Genomic DNA, 26,051 nt, shown 5'->3' on the forward strand with positions numbered 1-26,051 from the left:
GCCGGTCTGCCAAGCAAAAAGGCTGAGATTCGACCTCAGCCTTTTTTATTGTTTCTCATGTGAGCGAGCTTTTTGCTTTTCTCCACGATATTTGCGAAACCCGACATAGGTTAATGTCAATATAATCATTCCTCCCGTAGAAATCATCACCCACAATAAGGAAGAATCTGCTTCATCCTTTTTCATATGATTAAACAATGCCGCAAGATCTTGCCTCATTTGCGCAAGCTGCTCCTGCTGCTTGGCTTTGTCAAGGGCATGAAAGCTCGGGCTTTGGAGCTGTTCAATGTCTTGATCTGCCTTTTTGGCCCAGGCAGGCTCCACATCAATTTTTACGCTTGGCTCGATGATTTCATATTGATGCAAAAATTGCTGTAGCACCGTTTGAAACTGCTGCTCATCCCCGCTCTCAATCGCTGTTTCAATTTCCTGAAATGCCCCCATAATCGAAGATTCCATTTCCGCCCAAAGCGGCTGATAATTGGAATGAACAGCATCGATTACAAGACGAAACTGCACCACTTGATCAATTCGGTCTTCCGCCGGCAATGTGGAAGCGGTAATGGCTTTTAACGCATTTTCATGCGTGATGGTGATGGCACGCCATTCATCCATCGATTTAAGGCGATCGCGTGCATTTAACTTTAAAAATTCATCAGAAAAATAATTCAACACGTCCTTCGCTTCTTCAAAACGCTTATTTTTAGCAAGCTGCAATGCCTGATCTGAAATTTTATCAAGCCTTTGCCATTCATCATGATGTGTAGCAAAGACAGCTGACGGAAATGCACAAAGGATCATAATGATCCATATGACTGCCATTCGCCTCATTCTTGTCCCTCCTCCGCTAACTACTACAATGTATGAGAGGCTGGACAAGGTTAGACCATTATTTGAGCGAAATTTGTAGACGACCTTCTTTTATTCCCAATATATAAGCAACGGCAATAGAAATCATGCTTAGCCAGAAAGTAAAATAGCCGATTTGCGGGATATACTGTTCAAGCATGCTGTAACGAGGCAGCATCTGAAACACATAATCGATCACATCATTATGCAGGGTCCATATAGCAGCAAAAGCTAAATGCCGCACCTTCATTCGATAGAATGGGGCATACAGCAAGCCTTGAATGGCCATTGCTCCGTGAGAGAAAATAAGCATCCATCCTTGCCATCCAAGCGTTCCAGTCACTTTCCAGACAAGAATGTTCATAACGACCGCCCAAATTCCGTACTTCAATAGAGTCACCATCGCCAGAGCTTCTAATAATGGCCAATTTCTTTTTAATATAAAAGCAAGCAAGACAAAAACAAAAAACAAACTAGCGGTAGGGCTGTCAGGGACAAATAATAAAAATCGGCTTGGTGTTTCCGCAAGCTGCGGTCCATACCATATATATCCGTAAATAGTTCCGGCAATGTTGATCACGAGCAGCAGCCAAAGAACAGAGGGAGCCGCAAGTAAAAGATACCACTGTATCATGTTCCACCTCCTTTCTTCTATGCAAGCTTATATGTTATAGCCGACGAAAATTCTTTGATGATTAGAAACAAGCTAGTGGCTTGCCGCCGTCACGCTTTGGCGTGACCAAGCCCCAAACGGCTGGCTATTCCAGACAAATTCATGTGCCTGGAAAGCGGTGTTATTCGGTCGTCCGACCGTCGAAATCGGTTATCATCCGCTCACTTTCGGATAAGTGTTGAACCATCAAATTGTATTTATTATATAGATGAAAGAAAAAAGCTGACTAATAGTAGCCAGCTTTTTTCCTGTCACTTTTAATCCTACTCTGCTTTCAATCCTGCAATAAATTCAGATAGCTTTTTCAATTCTTCATCTGTTCCTTTGAACACCCCAGGAGGCATGCCGCCTTTACCTTCTTTAGCAATTTTCGCAATTTCTTCTGGCTTTAGCCCCGTGCCGACAAGCGAAGGCGCTGCTGCTCCTCCGGAAAGGTTTTCACCGTGACAAGTTGTACATGTATTTGCTTGGGCAATTTTATATCCGTCCGCGTTTTTGTCGATTTCGACTTCAGCACGGATTTTCCCTTGTTCCGCAGCTTTTTTCCAGTCGTGAGTAACGACCGATTCCCAAGTAAGGAAAACCATTGCTGCAAGCGTTAACAACATCATGCCGACCGCAACTGGGCGTTTCCATGGCCGACGTTCCGGCCCGCGATCTAAAAATGGCGCAAGCAATAATGCTCCAAAGGCAAGACCCGGCATCACGATCGCACCAATGACTGTATAATCACTTGAAGCATATGAGTATTTCAGCAATTGGTATAGAAACAAGAAATACCAGTCTGGAAGCGGAACATATGACGTATCTGTCGGGTCAGCGATCCGTTCCAGCGGAGATGGATGAGCAACCGTTAAACATAAAAAACCAACTAGAAAGACCGCGCCAACCATCCATTCCTTTAATAAGAAGTTCGGCCAAAACGCTTCTGTTTTTCCTGGATATTCCGAATAATCCTTCGGAATATTCGGTTTTCTCACAGCAGAAACACGCGAATCGCCGACGAATTTCATCCCTTTTCCGCGATGCATATCATGTTTCCCTCCTTTATCTTATAGATTCATCCATGAATCATATATTTTACAGTGGACCAGAGATTCCTTGTTTGCGAATCATCAAAAAGTGCACAGCCATTAATCCAAGCAATGCAGCTGGCAAGAAAAATACATGGATCGCAAAGAAACGTGTCAACGTTTGTGCACCGACAATTTCCGGATGACCCGCTAATAGCGTTTTCACTGCCGTACCAATAATCGGAGTAGCCTCAGCGATTTGCAAACCAACCTTTGTTGCAAATAGCGCTTTCATATCCCATGGAAGCAAGTATCCTGTAAAGCCTAGCCCCATCATGACCATAAAGATGAGCACGCCGACAATCCAGTTCAACTCACGAGGCTTTTTATAGGCCCCTTGGAAAAAGACGCGCAATGTATGTAAAAACATCATGACAATGACAAGACTTGCTCCCCAGTGATGCATTCCGCGCACAATTTGACCGAATGCTACTTCATTTTGTAAATAATACACGGACTCCCAGGCATTCTTAATATCTGGAACGTAGTACATGGTTAAAAACATTCCTGATAAGATTTGGATGACTGTAACAAAAAATGTGAGCCCTCCAAAACAATAAACGAATGCAGAAAAGTGATGGGCTGGGTTTACATGCTCTGGCACTTCATGGTCAGCGATATCTCGCCACAAAGGCGTAATATCTAACCGCTCGTCTACCCAGTCATAAATTTTATTTAACACGTATTACGCCTCCCCTCGTGGTTTCGCTTTACCTAAATACAACTTGCCATCCTTCACCTTGTACTCGTAACGGTCTAACGGAGCCAATGGCGGCGTTCCAGGCACGTTTGTACCATCCTTTGTATAACGGCCATAGTGGCATGGACAGAAAAACTGATTTGGGTGCGACTCATCCGCATTCCAGTTAACGGTACAGCCAAGATGCTTACAGATCGGAGACAAGGCAATGATATTACCTTTTTCATCCTTGTACACCCATGCCGATTTTGGCTCGTCCGCTTCATACCATGCGTCTTTCACTTTGACTTTAAAGTCGAAGCGCTGCGGCTCTGTTGTGATGTCTTTCACTTGCGCAACCGCCACCATTTCTGTCGCCTCTTCTTCCCTTAAAATCGGATCTAGCGCGAACCGCACCATTGGCATGAGAATACCAGCAGCCATAAATCCGCCCACTCCCGTTAATGTGTAGTTTAAAAACTGGCGTCTTGATACACGGTGTTTCTTTTCGCTCATCATTTTCCCCCCTCTATGTAAAATTAAGTCCATCCGGACAAAATCTTATAACACATATAAAACTAGGACATTCTAATGATAGCTCAAGATGGAGACAAGGTCAATAAGATCGTCAATGAAAACGCTCGCAAATCAACCGTATCCTCTACGTCCAATGCGAAATGAATGAGCTTAACAGCTTGGATGTTTGTTCACGGACCATTTGCTGCTGATAGACCTCATCCATATGTTCAAGCGGAATAGAAGGCAAAACAAACAGCTTGCCGCCAAGCTCTGTTTCGTTCCACATCCGATCGCTTGTTAAATAAAAGACGTGAGCCATGCCGCTTTTCTTTAATTCATCTGTCCAAACGTTCAACCGTTTCACACATTCTTCCTTCGTTTCGGTTAAAAAGTATGTAAATGGCGGAAGCAAGAAGAGACGCCCCTTCAACTGCCGCTCCACTTCACTTGCAAGCAGCTGAACAAGTTCACCGCCGGCAACAGCCGTTTTCGTCGCATTGGATAAGGTAAGTTGGACCAGAGGAAGCAAAGCTGTATCAATATATTGCTTCTCTTTTTCATACATATCCACATCGCTTACTGTCCACTTCACAATTTTATTCTCCCCTCTTTTTGGTTATCCATTCCTCTTTATCAACATACCATACTTGCACAAAAAAGAAAAACCTTGCATCACGCAAGGTTTACAGCTGTTTTAATTTGTCTGTCAACCGCTTGAACTCCAGTTCATCTTGACGATCCAGCGCTTCATCAATAAGCTTCATCAGCCGTTCTTTTTGAAAGTTATAAAGCGATTTTTCTAAAAATTGCTCTGCAAGTATTTGATCTTTTTCATTCACTTGTGTATATTTTGGGGCATACGGATTTTCTTCCAGCACGGCAACGTATTGCGGCGAATGAAATGAAGCTCGAAAATTAAGCTGGATGTAAATATCTTCTTCGCGGTTAAGGCGAATATCATGAAATGACTTTTCAGCATCTGTCGTCATGACGTTTTCTTTATAAAAGCGAAACGGAACATCGTCAACGCAATGAGTCGACATCACCATTCCCCGCGGGCAATATTGGGCATTTTCCACAAAATGCACTCTGCGCATCAGCTGGTCGTGACTCATTAAGTAGTTTAAAATCCATACACACTCGCGCCTTTTTAACTGGTAGTGGCTCAAAAACCAACGAATGAACTCCTTTTTTTCGTTCACCGATACTGTCATCCTACTCCTCCCCCTCTATTGTTTTCCAAGAAAGAGGTTTATGTTCACCCAAGCCCCTTACTCTTCGAGCTGCCATAACATGTGCAGCGCTTCCGTATGAACCGGATCAATCCGCACAATTTGTTCAAATACTTCTTTAGCACGTTCCCGATTTCCTTCTTCCAGAAGAAAATAACCGTATTCTTCAAGAAAATCAACGTCATTCTTAAAGAAAGTATATGCCTCTTGATAATGGTTTAATGCATCCGAATACATCTCAAGCTTATGTTTAGCACGGGCCAACATCCATTCCATTTGCGGATCATATTCTCCCTGTGCCATCGCCTCTTCAATGCAAGCAAGCACCTCATCATAGCGCTCTTGATGCAGAAGCATATGCATCAAAGTAAGAAACGCTTCGATATATCCTGTATCGATTTCAATGGCCTTTCGGATATACGTTTCTGCCTCATTTTCCTTTCCAAGCTTTAAAGCAAGCTTACCGGCGTATAAAAACAGTTCTTTGTTCCATTCATCTATTTGCAACCCTTCCTTGGCCATTTCGTAGCCTTCGCTTATTTGGCCTTCCTGTTCATATGACTTAGCCAAATATAAGTAAAGAGGGACATAATCCTGATCAAGCTCTTTGAGCTGTGTTAGTTTCTCAATGGCAGTTTGATAATATTCGGCCTGAAAAGCGGTAAACCCGTAGCCAAACAATATATGGCTGTCCACTTTTTGTTGCAGAGCCTCCTCGTAATACGGCAAAGCCTGTTCGAATTCTCCGAGCAAGCTAAACGCCTCTGCCACTCGTTCCGAAATTAAAGTGCCTGCTACCGTTGTCTCCTGCTCAAGAATTTTCCGGTAAAAATGAATGCTCTGCTGATAGTTCCCATTGGCAAAATACAGCTCAGCAAGTGCGAATTGAATAATAGGCTCATCCGGCAGTTTCTCATATGCTTTTTTGAGCTTCTGCTCGCTAACTTCCTCAAGCCCCTGCATTTGATAAAGATCGGCTGCCAGCAAGCATGCCCTCGGAAACAGAGGATCCTGCTCGTCCACATCTGCCAATATTTCTAGCGCCTTCTCTTCTTCATCCAGTTCCATATAGATTTCCGCTAAAAACAGCTGTATTTCACCGTCTTCTGGATAACGGAACGAAAGCTCTTCCGCTATTTCGCAAGCCTCATCGACCATTCCCCACGAAAACAGCTGCTCTGCCAGCATATATTTTTCTTCATCCGTTGCTTCAGCTTTTACTTTCGGGACAAGCGCCAGCGCCTTTTCCACCTCTCCGCCTTCCACAAGCTGAAGAATTTGTTCCATCTGCTTCATAACCGACACTTCCTTACTACAAACTTAAAAATCGGCTGCAAACATTCCCGGTACACGAATCGTTCGCTCTTTTCCAAATCCCGGATAAAAAAACAAGTGATTGCCCGCTCTCATGATTCTTCCATTATGAACCGTAATCATCGGAATATGTTTATCATAATCGACAATCGCCGTTTCGGCAACTGAATCGCTCAGCAATGTGCGAGCATACAGATTATAATCTACTTCGCCACCAATACGCACATCTCCTTTGTGCGGATAAACGCCGATTTTTTTCAACACATCCAATGATAAAGGGGTACGTTCTTGCAGTGCAAACGGAATAAACGGAATGCGATAAGAAGATAGGAGCTCCTTCCAACGCATTTGTAGACGCTTGGTCGCGTCTTGGGTGATCCAATAAGGAACAAGTGTTACCGGATACGATACAAACGCTTCGTACATCCAACTCCATGGGGCTTCTTCCAAGCGCTCCTCTCCCTGCAACTCAACAAACAAAACAGGAACTTTCCATCGCTTGCACGCTCTGATGAAGGAAGGGGTTAACAGACGAAAAGGAATTTTGGCGCCGATGAAATAATCAATGGGGCTGTTTAGCAAACTTTGCCGCAGCTTTTGCAACGCATTGGGAAGTTGTTGCTCATATAAAACATCGCATACAGCCAGCAGTGATGTACATCCTTTAGAAAGGAAATGCTGCTGCATATATTCCTTAAATTCCGGAAAAGAACGTGGCGTTTGAAAGGAGAAATCAAGCATAATATATCCAGGTGTCAATAAAAATTCGTTCACTGGCATGCGGATCCATCGATAAGCCTTTGTCTGTTGGCTTATGTAATCAATGCGGTTTCCATCAACCACAATGGAACAGCGCTGTAACTGCCCATTTTTTATCATATTCGCTTGATCAATAATATATGGCACGGTTTCATTCCTCCCACACTTGTCCTTATGACAAGCTATGAGAGAATCGAACCGCGTATGAATATTTTTTCAAAGAAGAGACAATCCATGCGTGAATGGATCAAACATTAGCAAAATCGTAAAAAATCATGGACACAATCCTGTATGATCTATGAAAAAACCAATTGATCAACGCGGATGGAAGACAAAATAAACAACGTCGGAAAAATCAGCGGTTGAAGGCCAGCCATACGAATGCGGACAAAGACCGAGAATATATAATGCTTCTCGGCGACTCTCCTTATGATCAGCGGACCCCTCTCCATCGATTGATTTCAATCATAGGCTCTGTGCCGTATGATATCAAATGAACCACCTCCACTCCGTTAAGAGGTGGGAAACTTCTCGGTGGATGATGTGAAAAGAGGATGACACCGTCAAGGAAGTTTTGCTCTCTTGCGGTTCATCCCCTTCTTCTTATTTTGACTAGCAAAGCACCTGCAAATGCTCAAAAAACGTCGGGTAAGATACAGCGATTGCTTCCGAGCGCTTGAGCGACACCGTGCCTTCCGTAATGCAAGCAGCGATCGCCAGCATCATGCCAATTCGATGGTCTCCATAGCTATCGACAATAGCTTCTTTCGCCTTCAATGCTGTTTTTCCATGAATTCGCATTCCATCTTCTGTCGCTTCAATTTCAGCGCCTAACTTGCGCAATTCCGACACAACCGTATCGATCCGGTTCGTTTCTTTCACTTTTAGCTCGCTTGCATCCTTAATGACAGTTGTTCCTTCTGCTTGAGTAGCCAACAGAGCAATAATCGGTATTTCATCGATTAAACGCGGAATAAGCGCTCCGCCAATTTCCACCGCTTTTAATTTAGAGGTTCGAATGGTAATGTCGCCAAGCGGCTCCGTTTCTTCATTGCGAATGTTTTCAATGGTTAAATCCGCCCCCATTTGCTGCAGCACATCGATCATTCCTGTTCGAGTTGGATTCAATCCGACATTTTTTAGAACGATTTCGCTGTTGGGCACAATCGCGCCCGCGACTAAGAAAAAGGCGGCTGACGAGATATCGCCGGGAACATAAATATCCGCTCCTCGCAGCTGTTGTTTTCCAGTCACAGAAACGCTGAGCCCATTCGTTATCACTTCACCGCCAAATAATCGCACCATTCGTTCTGTATGATCACGCGACTTGATCGGCTCTGTTACTGTTGTCGTACCATCAGCCATGAGCCCCGCCAATAAAATGGCCGACTTTACTTGGGCGCTGGCAACCGGAGAAGTATAGTGAATCGGCTGTAAACTTCCGCCGCGAATGGAAATAGGCGTATAATTCCCGCCATCTCTTCCATCGATACGGGCCCCCATCATGCGGAGCGGTTCTGTCACTCTTTTCATCGGACGTTTCGCAATGGATTCATCGCCAATAAGGCAAGCATGAAAGGAGCAGCCCGCTAAAATACCAAGCAACAATCGTGTTGTCGTTCCTGAATTTCCGACATTTAAAATTTCCTGCGGCTCCAACAACCCCGCTATTCCATTTCCTTTTACCACCACATCCGTCCCATTTTGTGCAATATCGACTCCCATTTTGCGAAAACAATCAATCGTACTTAAACAATCCTCACCTGTTAAAAAATGAGCAATCGTCGTTGTGCCGCGAGCAATCGCTCCAAGCATAACCGCTCGATGAGAGATGGATTTGTCCCCAGGAACTTCAATGGTTCCCCGCAAGGACTGAACATTGTTTCTTAATGCTTGCATGTTGTTCCTCCTCATCCTTCATATGTTTCATAATTCGTGTGCGCACGGATGCATTGTTTTGCCTTTTCGCGATCCATTTCGCTTTGAAAGCTGAGACGGAGCACACCGTAAATTTCTTTCCTCGTTTCAATAATGCGGATGTTGGTGATACTAATCTTTTCTTGTGCTAGATATCCAGTAATCTCAGAAATAACCCCTGGATAGTCAGGAACATCTACATATAAATCATAAAAAGACGGTATTGCCCCTTTCGTCCTTACAGGCAATCCATCACGAAATTGTTTGGCTTCTAAAAAATAGCGATAGATTTCCTCGCTTTTTTCCTTCTCGACAAGCGAGCGGATCCTATGCATCTCAGCAAGCCATCGATCAAACAACGATAGCAGTTCAGTTTTGTTATGTATCAGAATATCGCGCCACATTTCCGGGTTGCTTGAAGCGATACGCGTAATATCGCGAAAACCGCCAGCCGCCAGCCTGCTGACAAGCTCGTCTTCGCTCTCATATTGCTGGGCCTGATGGACAAGGCTCGCGGCAATAATATGCGGAAAATGGCTGATCACTCCCGTAATCCGATCATGGTCGTTTGGCGATAGAATGACAAAGTTCGCTTTCGTTCCTTTCAACCATTGCTTCAATCGCTCCACTTCACTCATCGGCACCGCCTCTGTCGGCGTTAAAATATAAAACGCATTTTCAAACAAATGCGCTTTTGCCGCTACTACACCGCTTTTATGGGACCCTGCCATCGGGTGTCCGCCAATAAACATCACACCTTGGTCCAGCAACGCCTTCGCCTGCTCGATAATCCGCTGCTTCGTGCTGCCAACATCCGTTACAAGCACAGATGGACGCAAACGGTATGTCAACATATCGGTTAAAATTTTTTCAGTCTGCATCACTGGCGTTGCTAAAATAATGACATCAGCCCGGCTCATCCCTTCTTCAACAGAAGCAGCCGCTTCATCAATGACTGCCAGTGTGCGAGCCATCCTTATTTCATCTTCATTGATATCAAATCCGACAATCGTTGCCTCAGGATGCTCCTTTTTAATGGCAAGCGCCATCGAACCTCCAATGAGCCCAAGGCCGACGACAAAGACCGTTCCTTTCAACAAATTCACCTTCTTCTTTTACATATGCCCGCTGCGCAACTAGGCAGCGGGCTTTTGTCAAACGAGTTGCGTTTCTTTCAACATTTGTCCAAGCACTTGGAAAAGCTTTTGATTTTGTTCCTCCGACCCGATGGTAATCCGCACGGAAGTCGGAAATCCGAGCGCATTTCCAGAGCGCACAATCATTCCTTTTTCTAATAAGTATTGAAATACGCGATTCCCCTCTATTCCGAAATCAATCAAAATGAAATTCGTTTCGGAAGGGTAATAAGATAGACGATGTTCCTGACAGAAACGATAAAACTTTTCCAGCTCTTGTTTATTTTTAGAAACACATTGCTGGATAAATGTCTGGTCACTAAGAGCAGCCAGCGCTGCCGCTTGGGCAACACTCGATGTATTAAACGGCTCGCGGGCCGGTTCAACCTGCTGAATCAACGCTTCGTTTGCTACACCGTAGCCAATGCGCAAGCTCGCTAATCCATAAGCTTTCGAAAACGTGCGCAAAATCATTAAATTGTGATATTCATTTAACAGCGGTACGGTTTCTGGATAGTCTTCCGCCGTGACATATTCATAGTATGCTTCATCTAATACGACAAGCACATGCTTTGGAACTTGTTGTAAAAAGGCGGATAGCTGCTGCTCATCGACATACGTGCCCGTTGGGTTATTCGGATTGCATACCCAAACAATGCGCGTCTGTTCATCAATCGCAGCAAGCATGGACGACAAGTCATGACATCCATCCACAAGCGGAATTTCACGAATTTCTGCTCCCTCAATTACAGCGTTATGGCGATATTGCGGAAAAGTTGGAGCAGCCATCACTGTGTTCGTCTCCGCTGACAGAAAAGCACGGCAAAGAATTTGGATTACTTCATCTGAACCATTGCCAAAAAGAAGCTGCGTTTCTTTCACTCCGAGATGCCGTGCTACTTCTTCCCGGAGAATGCGGGCGTAACCGTCTGGATACAGCTCAAGCTGATCCAAAACCTCGACAATCGCCTTTTTAACAGTTGGAGAACTGCCATATGGATTTTCATTCGAGGCCAGCTTGATGACATCCGTTAGTCCATATTGCTGCTTTACTTCCTCCATCGATTTACCTGGCTGATAAGGGGGCAGCCCTTGCAATTGATTTTTAATTTTCATCTTCTCACCCCATTGCAAATTTTGGCTGATTTAAGGAGTGCAGCGTTTTCCCAACGGCGCCGTCAGCATTTGAGCGTACCGCTGAAATTCATTGAGCGCTTCCTGTTTTGTCTCTTCATGCAACAGCCGATCCCCGAGCTGTTCCATTTTTTGGACAAGCGCGCTGCCAATGATGATACCATCGCTATAGTTTTTCAGCATGCTCACCTGCTCGCTTGTTGAAATTCCGAAGCCGACCGCTACCGGAACCCGGCTGTATTGCTTCACTTCCATTAAAAATGATTCCAATTCATCAGGCAGCGTATCTCGTACACCGGTTACCCCAAGCGACGAAACACAATACAAAAAGCCTTGTGCGCTGGAAGCAATTTTCTCGATTCGCTGTTTGGATGTTGGTGCTACTAACGAAATGCAGGCGACACCAGCCTCTGCGCTCAGCTTGCGAATCGGTCCGCTTTCTTCAAATGGCAAATCAGGAATTAAGACGCCGTCGACTCCATTTTCCTTCACTAAAGTAAAAAAGAATTCTTCTCCTAATTGTAACACAGGATTGTAATAGGTAAAGAGAATAATAGGAATTTTCACACCTTTTTTTCGCAGCACCGGCACGAGTTCAATCGCTTTTGGTAAGTTCATTTTGTGCTTCAGCGCTCTTGATGTTGCCCGCTGAATGATGGGACCGTCTGCGAGCGGATCAGAATAAGGAACTCCCAGCTCCAATATATCGGCACCAGCTTCTTGAAGAGCAAGCGCTAGCTCCACTGTTATATCTGGATGCGGATCCCCGGCCATAATGAATGGAATAAACATCGTTTTAGTCGTTAGAGATAGCTGCAATGTCAGCTCCCCCTTTCTCTCTATTCATAATGGCTTGCACATCTTTATCGCCCCGTCCTGACAAGCATACGAGCACCGCGCTGTCCTTCGGAAGGTGTGGCACTAGTTTAAACGTATGAGCAAGAGCATGAGCAGATTCGATCGCTGGAATGATTCCTTCCTCTCTAGCAAGCAGCTGGAAGGCATGGAGCGCTTCCTCATCTGTGACACTCTCGTATTGCACACGCCCAATGCTTGCTAAGTAAGCATGTTCTGGACCGACTCCAGGATAGTCAAGGCCAGCTGAAATGGAGTAAGGTTCCAGTATTTGTCCGTATTCATCTTGCAACAAATAGGTGAGTGAACCATGAATCACTCCTTTGGTGCCTTTTGTTATTGTCGCGGCATGGTAAGGGGTGTTCGTGCCTTTTCCTGCTGCTTCCACACCAATAAGCGCAACCTCGTCGTCTAAAAACGGATAAAACGTGCCAATCGCATTGCTTCCTCCGCCTACACACGCCACGACGACTTCTGGAAGCTTTCCTTCACGCTCTAAAAATTGCTGTTTAGCTTCATCGCCGATAATGCGCTGGAATTCACGTACCATTTTTGGATAAGGATGCGGTCCGACAACCGAACCGATCATGTAAAAATGATCGTCACAATGCTGAACCCAGTAGCGGATGGCCTCATTGGTCGCGTCTTTCAATGTTCGATTTCCGCTAAAAACAGGCACGACTTCCGCTCCTAAGAGTTTCATGCGAAACACATTTAACTCTTGCCGTTTGATATCTTCTTCGCCCATAAATACGATGCATTCCATGCCAAAGCGTGCGGCGACAGTGGCCGCAGCGACTCCGTGCTGTCCCGCTCCAGTTTCAGCAATCAGTTTCTTTTTGCCCATTCGCTTTGCTAAAAGCACCTGTCCGATCGCATTGTTAATTTTATGAGCACCGGTATGGTTTAAGTCCTCACGTTTCAAATAAATTTTCGCTCCATTGAATTTTTCAGTAAGGTTCTTAACAAATGTGAGCGATGTCGGCCGCCCTGAATACTCTTGCAAACTATCCATATATTCCGTTCGAAACGTTGGATCCGCCATGGCTTTCTCAAGCTCTCTCTCTATTTCTTCAAGCGGGAGCATTAACGTTTCGGGAACAAACTTGCCGCCAAATTCCCCAAATCTCCCATTTTCATTTGGTTCCTTGTACATCATGCTTCACCCTCTTTTCAATCTCCATCATTTTCCGCGCACTTTTTTTACCGTTTTCTTCGATACCACTGCTTATATCCACACCATGGGGGCGATAAGAAAGCAGTTGGGCCACATTATCTGGCGTTATGCCGCCTGCAATGAAACACGGGACTCCCTGGCGATTCGCTTCTTCCAAATAAAAGGGGATTGCTTCCCAGTTAAACGATAGGCCTGTTCCGCCCCACGCTCCTTTCACTCGACTGTCAACAATATAGCCGTCAGCAACTGTTGCATATTGTCTCATTTTACTCAACGCCTCTTCGCTATGATGAATCGCTTTCCAAACAGGCAAATCCGTTGCCGCTTTGATCTTTGCTATCTGCTCCACCGTTTCCGTGCCATGACATTGAATCACAGAAAGAGGAAGCAGCTCTGTGACTGCATAAATGTCCTCTGCTGAACTGTTTACAAACACCCCAACCAGCTGCTTCTTCCCTAAATCCACCATCTTTAACCATGTTTTCGCTTCATGCGCATCGACCTTTCGCTTGCTTTCGGCAAAAATAATCCCAAGATAATCCGCGCAGCTCTTGATCCCTTTTTGCAGATCGGAAAGGGACTGATGCCCGCAATATTTAAGAAGGACGGACATCGCTTCTAACCTCCTTGTATAGCTCGTCAACAGCCTGCATCACATCGTCTTGTCTCATTAACGATTCACCTACTAACACTGCATGTGCGCCGTATGCGCGTACCCGCTGTAAATCATAGGCATTCGCAATACCGCTTTCACTGACTACCACGCATGATGGAGGCACATGCGGGAGCAAATTCTTTGTTGCGTCTAAAGAGGTCGTAAATGTCTGCAAATCTCGATTATTAATGCCCACTATTTCTGGAGTAAATCGTTCTAAAATGGCTTCCAGCGTTTGGCGGCTATGCACTTCGACTAAGCATTCCAAGCCTTTTTCATATGCCTCTTCATAGAGCTCATGCAGTTTTTTTGGTGAAAGTGCTTCTCCAATTAATAAAATGGCATCGGCACCGATTCTTGCACTCTCTTCAATTTGCAGCCGATCAATGATAAAATCTTTACGCAACACAGGAAGACGGACCGTCTCTTTAATCTCGATTAAATATCGGTAATGACCTTGGAAATAAGTTTGATCCGTCAAAACAGAAATGGCATCCACTCCCGCTTGTTCATACGCTTTGGCAATCTCAACAGGCTGGAAATTGGGCCGGATAATCCCTTTGGATGGAGACGCTTTTTTCACCTCAGCAATCATCCCTATGGATCGCTTCGCATTTTTAAGTGCTGTACACAGCGAAAAGCGTGGAAAATGATAGCGAGGCGGTAATTCTATTCGTTCGATCTCATTTTGCTTTGTAGCAAGAATTTGCTTAAGCATAATTTTCCACCTCCCTCGTTTGCAAACGATGCAATTGTGCAAGCGCCCGCTTCGTTCTGATTGCTTCTTTTGCCAGTTTGACCCCTTCATGAATCGTACTGGCTTTTTGGGCAATATAAAGCGCGACACCTGCATTCAGACAAACAATATTCTCAGCGCTCTCATTCGCTGTTCCTGCCATCACCATCCGCAAAAGCGCTGCGCTCTGCGAAGCGTTATAGACTTGAATATCTTCGAGCCTTCCGCGAGGCAGTCCGCACTCCTCAGGAGTCACGACAAAGCGGCGAATGTTTCCATCCTTTAGTTCAACGATATCTGTTTCAGTGGTGATGCTGCATTCATCCAATCCATCTCGGCCAGTTACCAGCACAACATGAGAGGAGCCGAGCCGTTTCAGTGTTTCCGCCAATTTTTCAGCATATGCTGTTGAATATACGCCAATCACTTGTCGCTTGCATCCAGCAGGGTTGGCAAGCGGTCCAAGCAGATTAAATGCGGTGCGAAAGCCGATTTCTTTACGTGGAACTGCTGCATGCTTCATCGCCGCATGGTAAAAGGGAGCAAAGAGAAAGGCGAGCCCTTTTGTTTTTAGCGCTGCTTTCGCTTCCTGCGGTGTTCCTTGAATATGAATGCCAAGCTGTTCCAAGACGTCAGCGCTGCCGCTCGTCGATGATACAGCTCGATTGCCATGTTTGGCCACCTTAACCCCAAGGGAGGAAACGATAATGGCCGCTGCTGTAGAAATGTTAAATGTCCGTTTTTCATCTCCCCCTGTGCCGCATGTATCAATGATTTCCTCATCATACTCAATGCGGAGCATTTGACTGCGCATGCCACGCGCTAATCCTGTTAATTCATCGACCGTTTCGCCACGCAAGCGCAAAATCGATAAAAAGCTGGCAATCTGACTTTCTGTTGCCTCACCTGACATAATGGCAATCATGGCATCATACGCTTCTTGTTCACTTAGCGAATATCCCTCAATACATTTGGCTAATAGCTGTTTAAGCATATAAACGCCCCCTTTTTGTGAACACCTTTTCTGCCAGCTCGATGGATTTTACTAGCGCACTTGCTTTATTATGGGTTTCCTTCCACTCCCGTTCGGGGATGGAGTCAGCCACGACACCGGCGCCAGTCTGCACATAAGCATAACCGTCTTTCACCATCGCCGTGCGAATGGCAATGCAAGAATCGATGTTGCCATCAAAACCGATATAAGCAATTGTTCCGGCGTATATGTGGCGCGCCGTTGGTTCCAATTCATTTAAAATTTGCATGGCCCGGACCTTTGGGGCCCCGCTTACTGTTCCAGCAGGAAATGACGCCAGCAAGGCATCAATAGAATGAACTCCGTCTTTTAGCTCCCCTGTTACTTTCGAAATCAGATGCATAACATGAGAAAATTTACCGATCTCCATCAGCACAGGCGTCTTCACTGTTCCATATTTCGCCACTTTTCCAATATCATTTCTTGCTAAATCTACCAGCATATAATGCTCTGCCTGTTCCTTCGGGTCGTTCAATAATTCAAGCGCTAACGCTTCGTCCTCTTCTTTCGACCTTCCTCGCCGGCGCGTTCCGGCAATCGGATGGATTTCAATTTGGCGCTGTTGCACTTGCACTAGCTTTTCTGGCGAGCTTCCCACAATTTCTTCTTCATCTGTTTGAATATAAAACATATATGGCGACGGATTGATTTTTCTGAGCATGCGATATAATTGAAATCCAGTGATGCGAACGGGAATCGTAAAACGCTGCGACAGCACAGCTTGGAAAATGTCCCCCGCTTCAATGTAGCGTTGGATCGCTTCGACATCCCGCATAAACGAAGCTCGATCATATGTTGACGATAGTTGTTTAAAAGAAATGCGCTGCAGTTCTTCATCATCAAAAAGCGGTAAAATTGGCCGATGAATTCCAGATGTTGCCTTTTTCATCAACGCTTCTATGCTTCTCAATCCTTCTTCATACTTTTTTTGTTTTTCTCGCTCATGATCGTCCTCGTGCAGACGAACATAATGAATCAATACAACTTCACGCTTTATGTGGTCGAATACAATCAGTGATTGACAAATTACAAAATAAGCCATTTTCATTGCAAGATCGCGTTGGGAATGCAACGGCACTTTTTCAATCGTTGAAATAAAATCATAGCTTAAATAACCAACGGCCCCTCCGACAAACGGGATATCCGTTTCAATCGGCTTTACTCGCAGCTTCTTTTCCACATGCAAAAACGCTTCTTTTAATGTGAGGGTTGTAGCGATTTTCCCATGCTCATCAACAACGAAAAACGATTGGCCTGTTTCGCTCTGAATTTTCAAAAAAGGGTCAATCCCAATGAATGAATATCGCGACCATGGCGATTGTTCATCCTTGCTCTCCAGTAAAAAATGGGCCTCATCTTTTAAATTTTCAAAGAGCTGCAATGGTTCCAGTACATCAGCAAAAAAACGGCGCACAATCGGAATCGTGCGAAATTCAGCGGAATCTTCCAAAAAAGTGGTTAATGTGCAGTTTTTCATTTTTCTCTCCTCCGTTTACTCGGATGGAGAATGAGGGTTTATGAGGCATAAAATGAGGAAAACCCAAAGACGTGGCGTCTTTGGGTAGAATCATCCCATACATGCACTCACCTCAGCTAAACTCGCTCATTCTCATCTACCCTATTACTCGTCTCACTCACTTCATTTACTACCATTCATGCTTTGTTACTCGCGGCAAAAAATGCCGTCACACTTCATCTTCTCCACTCTTCTAGTCAACATAGCAGAAGTGCGCTTCTGCTTTTTCCTATAATATTACAAGTCTGTTTTTTTTGTCAATGATAAATCTGGTCGAAGCTGGACCGCGTTGCGCAGATAAATATGAATGACCTCATCTTGCGCTTTAGCAGTTTGTGCGGTCATCATAATCCGAATACAGCCCGGCAAAGAGCCGGGAACCGGGATTTCTCTTGTACACATGACTGGCACATACGTCCAGCCCTCAATTCGGCGCAGCGCTTGAGCAGGAAATGCAGCCGTTAAATCATCGGTAACTGAGATCAGCACAGATACTACATCGCTTGCTTTTATCCCGTTTGCTTGAATCATATGCCTTAGCAACTCTTCAGTAGCATCCACAATTTCTTCGGCATCATTACTCGTGACGGTTGTCGCTCCTCGAATTCCTCTAATCATCAGCTTTCTCCCCACTTTGCCAAAATTCATTTAAAAGCGATAACGCCTGTTTATCATCTATTTCCTCTACGCATACATGTCCAATCTCTCGCAAAAGCACCATGCGGATTTTTCCCGACTTCGCTTTTTTATCTCCCTTCATTTTTTGCAGCAATCGTTCCGGATCAAGCTGCTTCGGCGGAACAACAGGGAAGCCGTACGATTCAAACCATTTGGCGAAATGATGGTCAACAAATGATAAGCGATATGTGCGCTCGCTGACAAAAATCGCAAATAGCATTCCGAGCGCTACTGCATCTCCATGTGTCATCACACCATATCCTAGCTCGCTTTCCAGCGCATGGGCCAGCGTATGGCCGAAATTGAGATGAGCACGAACTCCTGTTTCTCGTTCATCCTCAGACACGATACGCGCCTTTACTTCGATTCCTTTTCGAATACAATGCTGCAATTTTTCCCCTCTAACATCAGCAAGGCTATGAATGTTCATTTTGAGCCAGTTGTAAAACCCCGGATCGCCAATTAGAGCGTGTTTCACAACTTCAGCAAATCCAGAGCGCAGTTCGCGCTCCGGCAATGATTGTAAAAGTTTCACATCATACACAACCGCTTCTGGTTGATAAAAAGCACCGATCATATTTTTTCCAAGTGGATGATTAATCGCTACTTTCCCTCCGACGGCACTATCATGGGCGAGCAATGTGGTCGGCATTTGAATATAAGGAATCCCACGCATAAATGTTGCAGCCACAAAGCCAGCCAGATCGCCAACAACCCCGCCGCCAAACGCAATGATAAGTGAATGGCGATCCAAACCATACGTCAGTGCTGCCGTTTGGCAAGCATAATAATGTTCAAATGATTTAGCGGCTTCTCCGCTCGGAATCACGTGTGTGTAAACATCATAGCGGCGGCTGAGCGGCTCGACAAGCTGGGACAAATAGAGAGCTTTCAGTGTTTCGTCTGTAACAACCATTATCTTTGTCCCGTGCGGAAAGCCGAGCTCTTCAAGCCATTGCGGCAATAATTCAAGCATTCCTTCCCCTAAACAAAGCGGGTACTGTTTAGTCGCTGTTTGTATAGCTATCTGCTCCATCATTAAAACTCCCTTGCATATCGGCGCATCTGTTCCATATTCGCTTTAATTAAATCCATTCGATCTTGGCCAAATTGGTCAACAATGGCCGCGGCAATTTCCCAAGCGACCACTGCCTCAGCAACAACGCTGGCGGCTGGAACCGCGCAACTGTCTGAACGCTCAATGCTGGCGGCAAACGGCTCTTTTGTTTCAATATCGACACTTTCAAGCGGTTTATATAAAGTCGGAATCGGCTTCATCACTCCGCGCACCACAATCGGCATCCCCGTTGTCATTCCGCCTTCAAAACCGCCAGCGCGGTTGGTGCGGCGGCGAAATCCTACTTCCCTATCCCAAGTAATTTCATCATGCACGGCGCTTCCCGGAAGACGGGCGGCTTCAAAGCCGATGCCGATTTCAACTCCTTTAAAGGCATTGATGCTAACCATCGCCGCCGCAATTTTGGCATCAAGCTTTCGATCATAATGAACATAGCTGCCAACCCCTGCTGGGACTCCTTCTACGATCACTTCAACAATTCCGCCGACGGAGTCACCGTTCGCTTTCGCTTGGTCAATCGCTTCCATCATTTTTACGGCAGCCTCTTCGTCAAAGCAACGAACAGGAGATTGTTCCGTAACGCTTTGCAGTTGCTCAAGCGACTCATAAGCAGGAGACTGTGCCCGCACACCGCCGATCTCCAGAACATGACCAGCTACTTGAATTCCAAGCTCCGCTAAAATCCGTTTCGCTACCGCTCCAGCGGCTACACGCGCGGTCGTTTCCCGCGCAGATGAGCGCTCCAGCACATTCCGCATATCGCGATGGCCATATTTGATGGCACCATTTAAATCCGCATGCCCCGGACGCGGTCTCGTCACTTTCCGTTTAACCTCTTCTGTTTCAAGCGGTTCGATGGACATAATATTTGTCCAATGCTTCCAATCCCTGTTTTCGACGACAAGCGTAATTGGTGAGCCAATCGTTTTGCCATGACGCACGCCGCTTAAAATTTTCACTTCGTCTTTTTCGATTTGCATCCGTCTGCCGCGTCCATATCCTTTTTGTCTTCTCGCTAACTCTTCATCAATGTGCTCCTTTAGAAGCGGAAGACCTGCTGGGACTCCTTCTAAAACTGCCGTAAGCTGTGGCCCATGTGATTCCCCTGCTGTTATGTATCTCATTTTCTAGTTCTCTCTCCCTTCAACTCTTTAACGCGTTTATGTAAAAATATATCATAATTTCACAAAATGAAAAGCCCCTATAAAAAAAGAACTCATCAATGACGATGAATCCTTTCGATTTTCAGTCTATTTTCCGATAAAAAAACGTGTCTTCCGTCTCAAATCCATAAGAGAATGGATTGAAAATTTGCTCCGTGCTTCCAACGAAAAAAATACCGTCTGGACGCAGCGCTTGGCTAAATTTATGGTACAGACTGTGCTTCGCTTCTTCGGTAAAATAAATAAGGACGTTTCGGCAGACGATCAAATCGTAGTTCGTATCGAACGGATCCGCAAGTAAGTTATGCTTTTTAAACGTGACCGCGTTTTTTACATTTTCGTCTATTTTATAATACATTCCTTCTTTTGTAAAAAACTTTTTTTTCATATCCTCTGGCACTTCCTGCAACGAACGTTCTGCATAAATCCCTAGCTTGGCACGGCGAATGGCATTGTCGTCAATGTCCGTTGCCAAGACAGATAGTTGTGAAAGCGGTAAAAGCTTGGATAAAATCATCACGAGCGTATAGGGCTCTTCTCCTGTCGAGCAAGCTGCGCTCCATATTTTTAAACGACGGTTTCGCTCGAGTAGCTTAGGCAAAATTTTTTTCTCAAGCACTTCCCATCGTTTAGCATTCCGATAAAACTCCGACACGTTGATCGTCATGCGATCAAGAAACTCGTGAAAAAGCGCTTGGTCTGCCTCTATTGCTTTAAAAAATTCTTGAAAGCTTTTAAATCCTCTCTTCTCATAGAGAGAGGTCAGTCTTCTTTTCATTTGCGCTTCTTTATATTGGGACAAATCAATTCCCGTTTTTTTTCTAACACTTATCACAAATTGCTGGTAATCGTCCATTTGTGTTTCTCCTCTTCCTCATTACCGTGTGTTACGTATAAGAAAAGCGACTGGCCCTTTCTTGGAGCCAATCGCTTGCTATATTAATACACCCATTCATGGATCAACTTTGAATAGTTGACAAGCTCTTCTTTTTGGAAAAATAAGTTGATCTCGCGCTCGGCACTCGCTGGCGAATCCGATCCATGAATCACATTTTTGCCGACCGTTAAGCCGAAATCGCCGCGAATGGTGCCAGGAGCCGCTTCTTGAGGGTTTGTTTTGCCCATCATTTGACGCGCTGTTGCAATGACATTTTCTCCTTCCCATACCATGGCAAATACAGGACCGGATGTAATAAAGTCGACTAATTCTCCAAAAAATGGACGCTCTTTATGCTCCGCATAGTGCTGCTCCGCCAATTCCCGGGAAACTTGCATCAGCTTTGCGCCAACCAACTGAAATCCCTTTTTTTCAAAGCGAGATACGATCTCGCCGATTAAATTACGTTGAACCCCATCAGGCTTGACCATTAAAAATGTTCTTTCCATTGTTTATACGCCACCCCTAAAAAAGTTATGTACTAGGAAAAGGATTCCCACAAAAATAGTAACATTGTTTCTCTTAATTAGCAATATTCAACATGAAAGCGTTTAAAACTTTCTTTTGCCGATATACTTTGCTAAATTTCGCAATGTTGAACGGGCTTTGCTTTTTGGAAGCTCGTCTAATATGTCTAATGCTTTTTGCAAATACCAATCGCTTAATGCATATGATTTTTCAATCGCACCGGATGCTTTGATGCAATCAATAATCTCTTTCATTTCACCGGCCGATGTACCGGGGTGGACGCGTACAATTTTCTGTCTTGCATCGGCATTCTCCATGGCAAACAAAGCAGGCAAGGTAACGTTTCCTTGCAGCAAATCGCTTCCTGCTGGTTTGCCTAACTGCTTTTCTGTACCAATAAAGTCAAGAATATCATCTGTAATTTGAAACGACATACCCACATAATATCCAAATGTATAGAGACGCTCAGCTACTTCTTGGGGAGCGTTTGCAGCGATGGCTCCCAACTGACAGCTTACAGCAATCAGTAGTGCCGTTTTTCGCTTAATACGACGCAAATAACAGCGAAGTGATTGGTCAAAACGATATTTATCTTTAATCTGTTCAATTTCACCGCGGCACACTTCGACAATAGCATGCGCCAAAATGCGATGAGCCACCGGATTTCCTATTCTCGTCATCCGTTCAAGTGAACGCGCAAAAATGTAGTCTCCTGTATACATGGCAAAACGGTTGCTCCACTTCGCTTTGATTGTCTGCCGTCCCCGCCGCAGCTCAGCATCATCAATGACATCATCGTGAACAAGCGAAGCCATATGAATCAGCTCGAGAGCAACAGCCACATGCTTGATTCGCTCAATATCGTATTGCCCAAATTTGCCGCTGAGCAGCACAAAGACTGGGCGAATTCGTTTACCGCCCGCCTGGAGCAAATGAAGAGCGGCTTCGCTCAGCAACGAATAATCGGACTGAATCGCTGCTTCCAGCTCCTTCTCAATCACTTGTAAATCCGCATCCAAAAACGCATACATCGCTTTTAACTTCATTATGTTCACCTTAATCTTTTATAATGCGTCACGGCTTATATCCTAGATGCATGGCAGCTGCGCCAAATGTATACGGCTTGACTTCGATATTGATAAATCCAGCCTTCTCGAACATGCGCGCCAGCTCTTCCATCCCTGGAAAATCTCGTGCTGATTCTTGAAGCCATGAATACTCCTCATAGCTTTTCGCAAAAAGCTTTCCTAACACCGGCATAATAAAGCGGAAATAAAAGTAATACAGCTGGCGAAACCCGATGAGCGTTGGCTGTGATGTTTCTAAACAAACCGCTTTTCCGCCCGGTTTCAGCACGCGGCGCATTTCTTTCAGCACAGTCATATAATCCGGAACATTTCTTAATCCGAATCCGATCGTCACATAGTCAAATGTATTATCGGAAAACGGAAGCTCCATTGCATTCCCGTGGATTAATTCCACATTGTGCAACTGCCGTTCATTCACTTTTTGCTGCCCAATTTGCAACATATTTTGACTAAAATCAAGCCCGTAGACCTTTCCATCCGGACCTACCGCCTCGGCTAAAGCAATGGTCCAATCACCCGTGCCACAGCAAACATCTAGCGCTTTCGTCCCTTTTTGCACCTTCATGCGGTTCATCGTATCTTGGCGCCATTTTAAATGGCGATTAAAGCTGATGACGGAATTCATCCGATCATAATTTTCATAAATTTTTTCAAATACGTGATGAACTCGTTCCTCTTTCGATCGTTGCATCGTCTTACCCTTCTTCCACTGTCTTTTTAACAATGACAGAAAAATTGCTAATAAGCTCAGAAAGCCGTGTTTGCAGCAGTTCGTTGCACTCGAGCTTCATGTTGAGCAGCTCCTCTTTGCAATGCTCAATATAGCGGTTGCAAATATGAGACAAATAATGCTTTTGTTCTTTTGCGATCCCTTTATTTTTTGGAAAAACAATGCTTGCCATCTGATCAAACAAAACCGATGTCCCGTGCTTCATGAGGCGCTCTTTTTCACGGGCAATTCGTTTCAGCAGCAAAAAATAGTAGGCAAATTTTGACCATGACGGTAAGGAGATGTGCTCGCCGATTTTATAAATTAACGACGATTCAATGACGGCAACGCTATGAAACAGCGCTTCGATTCGCGTAATATCCTTTTGGTACAAGCGAATCTTATGTTCATTAATCTCTTTGATGGCTTGAGCAAATACATGAATCATTTCCAAATTGTTCTTTTTGGCTAAATAATCATAATACAGCCCGCTATACAAATCTCCGGCAAGCACCGTCAATTGCCTTGTCTTCAACTCACGATCCTGCTGCTGTGGAAGCGAATTTGTCACTTCATCATGGGTATCAAGGGCGATTTGCACAAGCATCATCGGAACAACGTACCCGTCTATCTCATCAAAAGAAAGATCCGCACTCTCCAGCATTGACAGCGACAATAGAATCCGATCCTCATCAATCACATGAGCAGATATATGCTGCAATAAATACGGATGATGAAGAAAGCGCCCGATTTGTTCTTTTAGAACCGCAATTTTTTTCATGATGTGTTCCAATACGATCACCCTTGCTCCCCAAAATTCGTTTTCAATGCATAGCGCATTTAATTATAGCATAAAAATTCGCGAATGGCTCTAGTTTCGATAGAAAAAGGACAACAGAAATGCACGTTCTACCGCTATTTTTTCGCTTCCGAATGAATTTCACCGTGATTTGTCTGAATCAATGCATTTCCTCTGACCTTAATAGCAGATGTATGCTCTGTAAATTGCGCAATTAGCACTTCTCCTTTATCCAGCTTTTCAGAATGGTGAAAGCGCGTATCTGCCCCTCTTGTTAAACCGATGACACTAACGCCGTCCTCCAGCGCTTTAATGACGATATAGTCACTATTATACATCCAATTGCCCCCTTTCAACTTAACGGCAGGTTTACCCTTTTATCAACGACAGAATTTCCGCACGGGCGGTGGAATCCGTTTCAAGCGACCCGCGTACGGCTGTCGTCACCGTTTTTGCTCCAGGCTTTTTCACTCCGCGCATCGTCATACACATATGTTCTGCCTCTACCACAACCATAACACCATGAGGATCCAACGTTTCCACAATTGCATCCGCCACCGTCGCTGTAATCCGCTCTTGAAGCTGTGGACGACGCGCCACTGCCTCAACCGCCCGCGCGAGCTTACTGAGCCCTGTCACCTTTCCACCGCGCGGAATATAAGCAACATGTGCGACACCAAAGAAAGGAACTAAATGATGCTCACACATAGAAAAAAACGGGATGTCTTTGACAAGCACCAATTCTTCATGCTCTTCGCTAAAAACCGTCTGAAAATGCTCTTTAGGGTCCTCATTCAATCCAGAAAACATTTCCGCATACATCTTTGCTACCCGTTTCGGTGTATCTACTAACCCTTCTCGATTAGGATCTTCACCAATCGCTTCTAAAATCAGGCGAACCGCCTGTTCAATTTGCTCATAATTCACATTTGACATCTTGCTCTACATCCTCCTGCATCGCACAAAATCTCTTTGTAAGTGATCCGAACCGAAATGATCAGCCGTCCGCTCATCTTGGAGCGAGAACTTTCTTTCCACATGCAGCGCCCGAAATCAACTGGGCTTTCCTTTTTTCAAAATGAAAAATACCATAAAGACAAACATGATAAATGATTGATATAGCTTATTATGTATAAATGAGGGGGGCCTGTAATCCGATTCTAGCACATATGGGAAAAAAAAAGCAAAAAAAGAAGGGCGACGAAACCGCCTTGCCCTTCTTTCCAGCTCTTTTTATGTAGCAATTACTTTACAGCATCTTTAAGAGCTTTACCTGGTTTGAACGCAGGAACTTTGCTCGCAGGGATTTCCATTTCTTCCCCTGTTTGTGGATTGCGTCCTTTACGAGCTGCGCGCTCACGAACTTCGAAGTTCCCAAAACCGATTAATTGCACTTTATCGCCATTTTTAAGCGCTTCTGTAATGGATTCAAAAACAGCATCGACTGCTTTTGTTGCGTCTTTTTTAGAAAGGCCGCTAGTTTCTGCAACCGCATTGATTAATTCTGTTTTGTTCATGCCATTCACCTCCTCCCAAGGGCTAATCAACATGCTTATTCCATTTGTTCACAATTTCGCGTATTTCTATACGTATCAAGCAATATTAAATTGTCGACATGCCTATCTTAAACGATTCATCGGCATAATTCAACATATTTTCAGCAAATGAATGTAATTTAGTCACATTTCACCAATGAAACTAAGTTTTGCTGATAAAAGATTATCATATGTCTTATTTGTTCGCAAGATGAAACCCTTGTTTTTTCAAGGCTTTTATTTATTTTCTTTCAATAGGGTCCTTCCTCTTCATAAAAATATGGCTATAAAGCCAGCAAAACTCTCTTCCGGCGAAATGGTATACCAAGCCTCTATGCG

At 44.7% G+C, this 26,051-nt stretch carries 29 protein-coding genes; all 29 read right to left on the bottom strand.

Annotation, left to right across the window (positions count from 1 at the left end):
* Positions 1–45 precede the first annotated feature (45 nt).
* Entirely contained in the window at positions 46–831 is a 786-nt protein-coding gene (ypjB, locus tag GGQ95_RS04235; protein WP_183186421.1) for a sporulation protein YpjB, read from the bottom strand.
* A gap of 58 nt (positions 832–889) precedes the next feature.
* The gene (lhaT, locus tag GGQ95_RS04240; RefSeq protein WP_183186422.1) at positions 890–1,483 is read right to left on the bottom strand and encodes a lipoprotein heptaprenylglyceryl N-acetyltransferase LhaT; all 594 of its coding nucleotides are present in this window, start codon (positions 1,481–1,483) and stop codon (positions 890–892) included.
* Between the two features lie 302 nt (positions 1,484–1,785).
* Positions 1,786–2,553 carry a menaquinol-cytochrome c reductase cytochrome b/c subunit gene (locus GGQ95_RS04245; RefSeq protein WP_159720055.1) on the bottom strand — a complete coding sequence of 256 codons (768 nt, stop codon included), beginning with the start codon at positions 2,551–2,553 and terminating at the stop codon, positions 1,786–1,788.
* 49 nt (positions 2,554–2,602) lie between these two features.
* The gene (gene qcrB, locus GGQ95_RS04250; RefSeq protein WP_066145421.1) at positions 2,603–3,277 is read right to left on the bottom strand and encodes a menaquinol-cytochrome c reductase cytochrome b subunit; all 675 of its coding nucleotides are present in this window, start codon (positions 3,275–3,277) and stop codon (positions 2,603–2,605) included.
* Positions 3,278–3,280: 3 nt separating this feature from the next.
* Entirely contained in the window at positions 3,281–3,790 is a 510-nt protein-coding gene (locus tag GGQ95_RS04255; RefSeq protein ID WP_159720056.1) for a Rieske (2Fe-2S) protein, read from the bottom strand.
* Between the two features lie 145 nt (positions 3,791–3,935).
* On the bottom strand, positions 3,936–4,385 hold the full coding sequence (locus tag GGQ95_RS04260; protein ID WP_066145425.1) for a YpiF family protein: 450 nt from the start codon (positions 4,383–4,385) through the stop codon (positions 3,936–3,938).
* A 91-nt stretch (positions 4,386–4,476) separates the two neighbouring features.
* Positions 4,477–5,007, bottom strand: a complete 531-nt coding sequence (locus tag GGQ95_RS04265) for a ReoY family proteolytic degradation factor (protein ID WP_066145428.1) — start codon at positions 5,005–5,007, stop codon at positions 4,477–4,479.
* Positions 5,008–5,064: 57 nt separating this feature from the next.
* On the bottom strand, positions 5,065–6,321 hold the full coding sequence (locus GGQ95_RS04270; protein WP_080862409.1) for a tetratricopeptide repeat protein: 1,257 nt from the start codon (positions 6,319–6,321) through the stop codon (positions 5,065–5,067).
* Between the two features lie 24 nt (positions 6,322–6,345).
* A complete protein-coding gene (locus GGQ95_RS04275) occupies positions 6,346–7,245 on the bottom strand; it encodes a hypothetical protein (RefSeq protein WP_066145434.1) in 900 nt (299 codons plus the stop codon).
* Positions 7,246–7,710: 465 nt separating this feature from the next.
* Positions 7,711–8,997: a 3-phosphoshikimate 1-carboxyvinyltransferase gene (aroA, locus tag GGQ95_RS04280; RefSeq protein WP_183186423.1), complete on the bottom strand. Its 1,287-nt coding sequence runs from the start codon at positions 8,995–8,997 to the stop codon at positions 7,711–7,713.
* Between the two features lie 11 nt (positions 8,998–9,008).
* On the bottom strand, positions 9,009–10,112 hold the full coding sequence (locus GGQ95_RS04285) for a prephenate dehydrogenase (protein ID WP_044742263.1): 1,104 nt from the start codon (positions 10,110–10,112) through the stop codon (positions 9,009–9,011).
* Between the two features lie 57 nt (positions 10,113–10,169).
* Entirely contained in the window at positions 10,170–11,267 is a 1,098-nt protein-coding gene (gene hisC / locus GGQ95_RS04290; protein WP_066145436.1) for a histidinol-phosphate transaminase, read from the bottom strand.
* Positions 11,268–11,297: 30 nt separating this feature from the next.
* On the bottom strand, positions 11,298–12,077 hold the full coding sequence (gene trpA, locus GGQ95_RS04295) for a tryptophan synthase subunit alpha (protein WP_066146492.1): 780 nt from the start codon (positions 12,075–12,077) through the stop codon (positions 11,298–11,300).
* A 4-nt stretch (positions 12,078–12,081) separates the two neighbouring features.
* Positions 12,082–13,296: a tryptophan synthase subunit beta gene (gene trpB / locus GGQ95_RS04300; protein WP_183186477.1), complete on the bottom strand. Its 1,215-nt coding sequence runs from the start codon at positions 13,294–13,296 to the stop codon at positions 12,082–12,084.
* A complete protein-coding gene (locus GGQ95_RS04305; RefSeq protein WP_066145439.1) occupies positions 13,277–13,930 on the bottom strand; it encodes a phosphoribosylanthranilate isomerase in 654 nt (217 codons plus the stop codon). The genes trpB and GGQ95_RS04305 overlap by 20 nt, the downstream gene beginning before the upstream one ends.
* On the bottom strand, positions 13,914–14,690 hold the full coding sequence (trpC, locus tag GGQ95_RS04310) for an indole-3-glycerol phosphate synthase TrpC (RefSeq protein WP_066145442.1): 777 nt from the start codon (positions 14,688–14,690) through the stop codon (positions 13,914–13,916). The genes GGQ95_RS04305 and trpC overlap by 17 nt, the downstream gene beginning before the upstream one ends.
* On the bottom strand, positions 14,683–15,702 hold the full coding sequence (gene trpD / locus GGQ95_RS04315; protein ID WP_066145445.1) for an anthranilate phosphoribosyltransferase: 1,020 nt from the start codon (positions 15,700–15,702) through the stop codon (positions 14,683–14,685). The genes trpC and trpD overlap by 8 nt, the downstream gene beginning before the upstream one ends.
* Positions 15,695–17,218, bottom strand: coding sequence for an anthranilate synthase component I (gene trpE, locus GGQ95_RS04320; RefSeq protein ID WP_066145447.1), 1,524 nt, complete (start codon positions 17,216–17,218; stop codon positions 15,695–15,697). Before trpE ends, trpD begins: the two co-directional genes overlap by 8 nt.
* A 276-nt stretch (positions 17,219–17,494) precedes the next feature.
* Positions 17,495–17,875, bottom strand: a complete 381-nt coding sequence (gene aroH, locus GGQ95_RS04325) for a chorismate mutase (protein WP_044742257.1) — start codon at positions 17,873–17,875, stop codon at positions 17,495–17,497.
* Positions 17,868–18,974: a 3-dehydroquinate synthase gene (gene aroB / locus GGQ95_RS04330; protein WP_066145449.1), complete on the bottom strand. Its 1,107-nt coding sequence runs from the start codon at positions 18,972–18,974 to the stop codon at positions 17,868–17,870. The genes aroH and aroB overlap by 8 nt, the downstream gene beginning before the upstream one ends.
* Entirely contained in the window at positions 18,974–20,137 is a 1,164-nt protein-coding gene (gene aroC / locus GGQ95_RS04335) for a chorismate synthase (RefSeq protein WP_066145452.1), read from the bottom strand. The genes aroB and aroC overlap by 1 nt, the downstream gene beginning before the upstream one ends.
* A gap of 121 nt (positions 20,138–20,258) precedes the next feature.
* Entirely contained in the window at positions 20,259–21,032 is a 774-nt protein-coding gene (locus GGQ95_RS04340; protein WP_183186425.1) for a CheR family methyltransferase, read from the bottom strand.
* Positions 21,033–21,115: 83 nt separating this feature from the next.
* Positions 21,116–21,562, bottom strand: coding sequence for a nucleoside-diphosphate kinase (ndk, locus tag GGQ95_RS04345; RefSeq protein ID WP_044742253.1), 447 nt, complete (start codon positions 21,560–21,562; stop codon positions 21,116–21,118).
* A gap of 102 nt (positions 21,563–21,664) precedes the next feature.
* Positions 21,665–22,627: a heptaprenyl diphosphate synthase component II gene (gene hepT, locus GGQ95_RS04350; RefSeq protein WP_044742252.1), complete on the bottom strand. Its 963-nt coding sequence runs from the start codon at positions 22,625–22,627 to the stop codon at positions 21,665–21,667.
* 28 nt (positions 22,628–22,655) lie between these two features.
* Positions 22,656–23,360, bottom strand: a complete 705-nt coding sequence (locus GGQ95_RS04355) for a demethylmenaquinone methyltransferase (protein ID WP_066145455.1) — start codon at positions 23,358–23,360, stop codon at positions 22,656–22,658.
* Between the two features lie 4 nt (positions 23,361–23,364).
* Positions 23,365–24,180 (bottom strand): heptaprenyl diphosphate synthase component 1, encoded by an 816-nt coding sequence (locus GGQ95_RS04360; protein ID WP_066145458.1) that lies wholly within the window; start codon positions 24,178–24,180, stop codon positions 23,365–23,367.
* 113 nt (positions 24,181–24,293) lie between these two features.
* Positions 24,294–24,515 carry a trp RNA-binding attenuation protein MtrB gene (gene mtrB, locus GGQ95_RS04365; protein ID WP_044742249.1) on the bottom strand — a complete coding sequence of 74 codons (222 nt, stop codon included), beginning with the start codon at positions 24,513–24,515 and terminating at the stop codon, positions 24,294–24,296.
* Positions 24,516–24,546: 31 nt separating this feature from the next.
* Positions 24,547–25,113, bottom strand: coding sequence for a GTP cyclohydrolase I FolE (folE, locus tag GGQ95_RS04370; RefSeq protein ID WP_044742248.1), 567 nt, complete (start codon positions 25,111–25,113; stop codon positions 24,547–24,549).
* A gap of 308 nt (positions 25,114–25,421) precedes the next feature.
* Complete coding sequence (gene hbs / locus GGQ95_RS04375) at positions 25,422–25,694, bottom strand: non-specific DNA-binding protein Hbs (protein ID WP_149917072.1); 273 nt, start codon at positions 25,692–25,694, stop codon at positions 25,422–25,424.
* Between the last annotated feature and the right edge of the window lie 357 nt (positions 25,695–26,051).

The sequence above is a fragment of the Anoxybacteroides rupiense genome (assembly GCF_014196195.1).
GTDB classification, from domain to species: Bacteria; Bacillota; Bacilli; order Bacillales; family Anoxybacillaceae; genus Anoxybacteroides; species Anoxybacteroides rupiense.